Origin of the sequence: Nitratifractor sp. (assembly GCF_015487065.1) — a bacterium.
GTDB lineage: Bacteria > Campylobacterota > Campylobacteria > Campylobacterales > Sulfurovaceae > Nitratifractor.
In genome coordinates, this window is sequence record NZ_WFQN01000060.1 from 1 (window position 1) to 7,278 (window position 7,278).

The 7,278-nt window shown below is 58.2% G+C and carries 7 protein-coding genes; 5 read left to right on the forward strand and 2 right to left on the reverse strand.

All coding sequences use genetic code 11. The features are described from left to right. Positions 1–200 precede the first annotated feature (200 nt). Positions 201–1,082, reverse strand: coding sequence for a DMT family transporter (locus F8I07_RS03180; protein ID WP_292655645.1), 882 nt, complete (start codon positions 1,080–1,082; stop codon positions 201–203). A 140-nt stretch (positions 1,083–1,222) separates the two neighbouring features. Between F8I07_RS03180 and F8I07_RS03185 the strand changes: the two genes are divergently transcribed. From F8I07_RS03185 to xseA, 5 genes are all read left to right on the forward strand, one after another. Beyond that, the gene (locus F8I07_RS03185; RefSeq protein WP_292655647.1) at positions 1,223–1,675 is read left to right on the forward strand and encodes a YbhB/YbcL family Raf kinase inhibitor-like protein; all 453 of its coding nucleotides are present in this window, start codon (positions 1,223–1,225) and stop codon (positions 1,673–1,675) included. Positions 1,676–1,682: 7 nt separating this feature from the next. Then, positions 1,683–2,420 carry a DUF72 domain-containing protein gene (locus F8I07_RS03190; RefSeq protein ID WP_292655649.1) on the forward strand — a complete coding sequence of 246 codons (738 nt, stop codon included), beginning with the start codon at positions 1,683–1,685 and terminating at the stop codon, positions 2,418–2,420. Beyond that, positions 2,410–3,417, forward strand: a complete 1,008-nt coding sequence (gene ribD, locus F8I07_RS03195) for a bifunctional diaminohydroxyphosphoribosylaminopyrimidine deaminase/5-amino-6-(5-phosphoribosylamino)uracil reductase RibD (protein ID WP_292655652.1) — start codon at positions 2,410–2,412, stop codon at positions 3,415–3,417. Before F8I07_RS03190 ends, ribD begins: the two co-directional genes overlap by 11 nt. Continuing rightward, complete coding sequence (gene ubiE, locus F8I07_RS03200; protein WP_292655654.1) at positions 3,410–4,129, forward strand: bifunctional demethylmenaquinone methyltransferase/2-methoxy-6-polyprenyl-1,4-benzoquinol methylase UbiE; 720 nt, start codon at positions 3,410–3,412, stop codon at positions 4,127–4,129. The genes ribD and ubiE overlap by 8 nt, the downstream gene beginning before the upstream one ends. A gap of 448 nt (positions 4,130–4,577) precedes the next feature. Beyond that, the gene (gene xseA / locus F8I07_RS03205) at positions 4,578–5,828 is read left to right on the forward strand and encodes an exodeoxyribonuclease VII large subunit (RefSeq protein ID WP_367264370.1); all 1,251 of its coding nucleotides are present in this window, start codon (positions 4,578–4,580) and stop codon (positions 5,826–5,828) included. Between the two features lie 381 nt (positions 5,829–6,209). Here the strand turns inward: xseA and F8I07_RS03210 are convergent, their stop codons facing one another. Continuing rightward, positions 6,210–6,989 carry an SDR family NAD(P)-dependent oxidoreductase gene (locus F8I07_RS03210; RefSeq protein ID WP_292655656.1) on the reverse strand — a complete coding sequence of 260 codons (780 nt, stop codon included), beginning with the start codon at positions 6,987–6,989 and terminating at the stop codon, positions 6,210–6,212. Positions 6,990–7,278 lie beyond the last annotated feature (289 nt).

Below are 7,278 nucleotides of genomic sequence, written 5' to 3' on the forward strand. Positions count from 1 at the left end.
CAGGCTCTGATCGCCGCTGCAAATAAACTCTTGCGTATCGCCTTCGGGGTTCTCAAAAGGCAAAGACCCTTTGACGAAAATTATCTGGCTTCAGCCAAATTGTGCTCTAATGGAGCTTGACATTTTTCACAGAACATAATTTGGGATAAAATGAGGAATCGGCTAAAGAGCCTTGTCAAACCCTGAAAATCTAAACCGATTCAAGTAGAAGGGCGTTGCAGCAAACGGACCGCCGCCAAGGCCATTGCTGTGCCGGCCCCCATCCCCCAGGTGATCTCCTCCCCCAGAAAGAGGGCACTCAACCCGATGGCGCTGAAGGGGACAAGAAAGGTGAAGCTGCTGATTCGGTCGGCTCCGAGCTTCTTGCTGCCGATGAAGTAGACGGAGGTGGCGAAGGTGGTGCTGACCAGGGCCAGGAGGAGAATATTGAGATCCACCAGAGGAGCCAGGGTCGTCAGGTCCGTCGAGAAGTCGGTGAAAAAAAGCCCCTCCATTACCGCCACTCCCAGATACATGTAAAAGCTGTAGACCAGCGGATCGACCCGTCCCGCCACCCGGGCGCTGAAGATGGTCAGCACCGCCCAGCTCATCGCCGCCAGAATGAAGTAGAGATTTTCCAGGCGGAAGATGTCCTCGGCCCGAAAGCTCCAGACATTGAGAATGGTCATGACCCCCAACGCTCCCAGTCCCAGGGCAAAAAGCTGTCGCCGGCTCAGGCGACGTCGGGCCAGCAGCGCCGTCAGGGCGAAGGTGAGGATCGGGATCAGCGTGGTGACAAAAGCGCCCCCCAGCCCGGCGGTTCCCAGCTTGGTTCCGGCGATGAAGAGCCAGGTGTAGAGGATCATGATCGCAGAGACCAGGAGCGTGATTGCCAGGGCTTGACGGTCGATCCGCCACGGGAGTCGAAGCCAAAGAATCAGCGGGATCATACTCAGAGCGGTCAGCAGGTAGCGATAGAAAATGATCTCGTGGATGCTCAGATAGTCGCTCAGGTACTTCACATGGACCCAGGAGGCGCCCCAGCCGACCATGGCCAGCACCATCAGAAGATAAAATATTTTACGCGTTTCGGGGCTTTCCACGTTGGGTCCTTGAACAATATCCGGCAGTATATCGCAGAGGGTGTTATAATAATCTGGATAGAGTCGAAAGGTTGAGAATGATTCGGAAAATACTCTGGGGTTTTTTATTGACCCTTACGCTACTGACAGGAGGTGAAGTCATGTATGTCAAGAGTCCGGTGTTTGAAAACGGCGGGGAGATTCCCGCACGCTACGGCTGTCACGGAGAGGATGTCTCGATTCCTCTGGAGTTCGGCAATATTCCTGACGGGACCCGCTCTCTGGCCCTGATCATGGAGGATCCCGACGCTCCCATGGGGCTTTTTGTCCACTGGGTGGTCTACAACATGCCGGCGACCCTGCGGGGACTTCCCGAGGGGGTCCCGCCTGAGCCGGTGCTGGAGTATGAGATCCGCCAGGGGATCAATGATTTCGGCAAGATCGGATACGGTGGCCCCTGTCCGCCGGATCGGCCCCACCGCTATTTTATCCGGCTCTTCGCCCTGGATGTGCCCCTGCCCCTCGATCCGGGCCTCGACCGCCAGGCGCTGCTGGCTGCGATGAAAGGGCATGTTCTGGCCGAAGCGGAGCTGATGGGGATCTATCCGAGATGAGTCGCGGATGAAGGCCCCGGCCCATATCGGTACCTCCGGCTTCTACTATGAACACTGGCAGGGGGTGCTCTATCCGGAGGATCTGCCCAAATCCCACTGGTTCGAAGCCTATGCCCAGGTTTTCGATACGGTGGAGATGAACAGCACCTTCTACCATCTGCCCAAAGCCAAAACCATTGAACACTGGGATGAGAAATCCCCGGAGCACTTCCTCTTTGCCTTCAAAGCCCCTCGGGGTATTACCCATTACAAAAAGCTCAAAGAGACCCGCGAAGAACTTCTGCGATTTCTTCATCTGCTCAAGCCGATCAAACCCAAACTGGCCGCCGTCCTTTTCCAGCTGCCCCCCTCTTTGCACGCCGATGCGGTGTTGTTGGGGGAGTTTCTGGCCCAGCTCCCCCACGGCGGTGGGTGGCGTTTTGTCATCGAGTTTCGCCACGCGAGCTGGTATGACGAGACGATCTACGATCTGCTGCGCCGCCACGATGTCGCACTCTGCTGGCACGACTATGGCCGAAAAGAGGTTCCCGATGTGGTGACCGCCGATTTCGTCTACCTGCGTCTCCACGGCCCTGATGGCCACTACGGCGGCAGCTACGACGATGCTGCTTTGCAGCTCTGGGCGGAGCGGATTCGCCGGGAACAGGCTCATCACCGCCCCGTTTTCGTCTATTTCAACAACGATTTCGAAGGCAACGCCGTCAGAGATGCGAGACGACTGAAGGAGCTGGTGAATGCGGATTGACGATCGGTTTTTTATGAAGCTGGCCCTGCAAGAGGCCTGGAAGTACCAGGGGCTCACCTACCCCAATCCGGCGGTAGGCTGCGCCGTGGTCAAGGAGGGGAGGCTTCTGGCGGTGGAAGCTCACCACAGGGCAGGGGAGTCCCATGCGGAGGTGCGGGCAATGCTGGCGGCCTACGAAGCGATGGAGGGGCGCCAAGCGGCGGTGGATCCCGCCGATGCCGATGCCGTCCACGATTTCCTGCAGACCGTGCCGCGGGAGCTCTTTCGGGGGGTGAGCCTCTATGTGACTCTGGAACCCTGTGCCCATCGGGGAGCGACACCCTCGTGCGCCTGGCTCCTTTCGCAGTTTCCTCTCCACCGGGTGGTGATCGCAGCGACGGATCCTGTGACGGGGCACAGCGGGGGGATTGAGATTCTGGCCGATCATGGTATCGAGGTGGAGACCGGTCTCTGCCATGAGGAAGCGGAGGCGCTGCTGGAACCCTTCAAAATCTGGCAGCAGCGGGCCTTCGCCCTCTTCAAGCTGGCCCAGACGGCCAACGGACGCATCGGCGGGGGCTATCTGAGCTCTCCCGAGTCATTGAAGCATGTCCACCGGCTCCGGGAAGCGGCGGATGAACTGATCATCGGCGGCGGGACGGTGCGGGCGGACCGGCCCAGACTCGACTGCCGCTTCACCGGTGCACCAGCTCCCGATGTGACCATCTATTCCCGAGAAAGTGACTTTGACCGGGAGATCCCGCTTTTCGGCATTTCCGATCGACGGGTGCGGATCACCGACAATCTGGAGCCGCTCTTTGCACGCCCCTCTTTTCTCCTGGTGGAAGGGGGCCAGGGAATGCTGGAAGCGCTGGCCGGGCGGCTCGACTGGTTCCTCCTCTATCAGACCCCTAAGCTCAGCTCCCATCCCTTATCCTATAATGTCGATCAAAAACTGGAGTATCTGCATCAGCGCACGATTGGTGCGGATCTCATGATCTGGAGTCGTTTTGGATAGGAAGGAAAAACAGGAAAAGATTGTCAATATGTTCGACGAGATCGCCGGGACCTACGACCTGGCCAACCGGGTGCTCAGTTTCGGGATCGATGTGCAATGGCGCAAAAAGGGGTGCGACAAGGCCTACGAGATCCTGGGCAAAAACCGTGTCGAGCGGATTGCGGATGTGGCCACCGGGACCGGGGATCTCCTCCTGCACTGGCGCGACCGTGCCGCGGAGAAAGGTGTCGAGGTGGAGAACTTCGTCGGCATCGATCCCTCGGTGGGGATGCTGGAGGTGGCCCGCAAAAAGGTCGATTTCGCCGAGTTCATCGAGGGCAAGGCCCAGGAGCTCCCTCTGGAGGATGAGAGTACCGAGATCATCTCCATCAGCTACGGTATCCGCAACGTCGTCGACCGTCCCGAAGCCCTGGCCGAATTTCACCGGGCTCTCAAACCGGGCGGCATCGTGGTGATCCTGGAGTTCACCAAGCAGGAGAAAAAGGGCCTCACCGCCCCCCTGGTGGATCTCTATATGAAAAAGATCCTCCCCGCCGTCGGCGGCCTGGTGAGCAAAAACTACGCCGCCTACAAATACCTCCCCGACTCCATCGAAGAGTTCCTCACGACGGAGATGCTGATGGAAGAACTGCAACAAAGCGGTTTCGAGATCAAATATGTCAAACCCTTTTCGATGGGGATCAGTACGCTTTTTGTTGCACAAAAGATATGAGAAGTCGCAAGCACGGCCCTTCGGGCCTCAAGTCGCAAGTCGCAAGAGGTATCGCCTTCGGCGATGTTATTGGCTGTTTTTTTCGTCGTTTGTCGTTTGTCGTTTGTCGTTTGAAGCTGGTCGGCAGTCGGCAGTCGGCAGTCGGCAGAGCGAGCGTCGCAAGTCGCAAGTCGCAAGTCGCAAGAAATGTTGCCTTCGGCAACGCGCCGACATCCAAAATCCGTCCGAGCGAAGCGACAACCCCGCAGGAACGAGGACAAAATCCAAAATCCATCATCAAAAGCGTTGCTTTGCAACGCCTACCGAAATTCTCAATTCTCAATTCTCAATTCTCAATCAATAATTGGTTCCTAGTTACTAGTTACTCGTTACTAGTTTCTACAATTCGGTTCCTCATTCTTCATTCCTCACTCCTCATTTCATCATCTGCAAGGAGAACTCCTTGCAGATGATGACCGTCTCCGCCCTCAACGAAAAGATCAAATCCCTCCTGGAAGCGACCTTTATGCATATCCGGGTCGAGGGGGAGATCGCTTCGGTCACCTACCACAGCAGCGGGCATATCTACTTCTCCGTCAAAGACGACCGCAGCACCCTGCGCTGCGTCATGTGGCGCTCCAACGCCGCGCGGCTCAAATTCCGCCTGGAGAAGGGGGAACATGTGGTGATCGACGGTTCGGTGGGGGTCTATACGCCCAGAGGGGAGTATCAGCTTATTGCCGTCAGTGTCGAGCCCTATGGACGGGGAGCCCTGGCGGTGGCCTTCGAACAGCTCAAAAAGAAGCTAGAGGCCAAAGGCTACTTCGCCGCCGAGCGCAAAAAGCCGCTGCCCCGCTATCCCCAACGTATCGCCCTGGTGACGGCGGCGGGGGGTGCGGCGCTACAGGATATGCTCAAAGTGGCCCGCCGGCGCTGGCCCTTGACCGAGCTGCTGATTGTCGATACCTTGGTGCAGGGAGAGGGGGCGGCGGAGTCCATCGCCCGGGCGATCCGCTACGCCGACACCCTGGGAGTGGATATCATCGTCACGGGACGGGGCGGCGGGAGCGCCGAGGATCTCTGGGCCTTCAACGAAGAGGCGGTGGCTGAGGCGATCTTCGAGGCGCAAACTCCCGTCGTCAGTGCCGTTGGGCACGAGGTGGATACGCTGATTTCCGATTTTGTCGCCGATCTGCGGGCTCCGACCCCCAGTGCAGCCATGGAGATGATCCTCCCCGACGGCAACGAACTGCTGCGGCAGCTGGATGAACGCACCGACCGGATGCAGCGGCGTATGCGGGAGATCCTGACTCGCAGCGAAGAGCGATTGTGGCGCGAAGCGGAGGCGCTGAGACGGGCCTCGGTTCTGAACCGTCTTCAACGCGCTGCCGAGGATTTCGACCGATTGCAACGAGATTACCGGGAGGTGATCCGTTATCGTCTCAGTCAGTTCGAGGCGGAGATGCTTCCTCTCGAACGGCAGCTCCGGGAGACGATCCGGCGACAGTTACAACAGCGGGAGAGCCTTTTGAAAAATCTTTCCGAACAGATGAAGCTCCAGGATCCGGTCAAACGGAGCCGGGAGGGGTGGGCAGAGGTGACGGTGAATGGCCGGCGTACGCCCCTGAGGGAGCTGGAGCCTGGAGATGAGTTCCGGTTGAGTGATGCCCGGGTGAATCTTCGGGCTAGGGTTTTGGAGAAGAAGTCTCTGGGAAGTTGAACCGCCGAAAAGCATTTTCCGATGGACTCCCCCGGCGCCGCAGTCCGCCCAAGGAGGCGCGAATTCATTCGCGCATAACGCTTGAAAAACCTTTTCAAATCGAAGAGCCTGAAAAACCTCCGTCTTTCCGGGCTTGACCCGGAATCCAGGGCTTGGAATACCCATTGTGCCGTGGATCCCGAATCAAGTTCGGGATGACGGAAAGAGATTGTTTCTGTTTTTCAGAGCACTCAATCTGTTCTTTCGTTCCCACCATCTTGGTGGGAATGCATTCTCAAAGAAATGATGGCAAAAAAAACGCATGGTGTCGATAGGAAAATGCCGTAGGCGTTCCCACCGGGGACGGATGGGAACGAGAAAGTCGATCGGCGGTTGAGGGATTCAGATCGTCCCTTCCCGATCCAGGAGATAGGGATTGCGCTGGGCTGTGGGCATGATGCGGGCGTGCTGGATGTTGACATGCTCCGGCACGTTGAGGATATAGAGAGCCAGGTCGGCGATATCCTCGGCACTCAGGGGCGTGTAGCCCTCGTAGACGGCGTCGCGCTTTGTTCTGTCGCCGCCGAAGCGCACATCGCTGAACTCCGTATCCACAGCTCCGGGAGCCAGGGTGCCGATGCGGATGCGGGTCCCCAGGGCGTCGGCGTTCATTGCCTCTGTGAGCATGTGGACCGCCGCTTTGGTGGCGCAGTAGACGTTGCCTCCGGGGTAGGCGGTCTCGCCGGCGATGGAGCCGAGATTGAGGATGTGCCCCCGGTTGCGCTCTCTCATTTGGCCCATCACCAGCCGGGTGATGTAGAGCAGCCCTTTGATGTTGGTATCGATCATCTGCTCCCACTCCTCCACCGACCCCAGATCCAGCGGCTCCAGTCCCAGAGCGAGTCCGGCATTGTTGACCAGGATATCCACGGGGCTCTTTTCCAGGATCGGCGGCAGCTCCCTCTCTACCGCTTCCCGATCACGAATGTCCAGTCTCAGTGTCGTTACGGCGACCGCCTCCCGATTCTCCAGCTCCCTGGCCAAGGCCTCCAGCCGCTGTGTTCTGCGTCCCGTCAGGATCAGATGCACCCCCGCCGCCGCCAGCCGACGGGCGATGGCTTCTCCGATCCCGGCGGTCGCCCCGGTCACCAGAGCGGTCTTTCCTCCTATCCTGTTGGTCATGATCGCTCCTTGTAATGCTTTGGGGTTATGATACCTATTTTGGATCGGTAGAGAGGGAAATTCCATCATTTCAAAATGGAAACAATGGATGGAGGTAGATGCTGACGATGGGAATTTTTCAGGGTTTGTGGTGATGTAACCGAGATAACGGCCTGCGGGACACCCGCGACCTCCGGAAAAATCTTGATTTTTTGGAGGGTGTCGGGTGCTTCCGCTTGTTGGACCGTGCATCGCACGGTACGACAATGCGGGAGGTTCACGCCCGCAGGCCGTTATCTCGGTTACATCA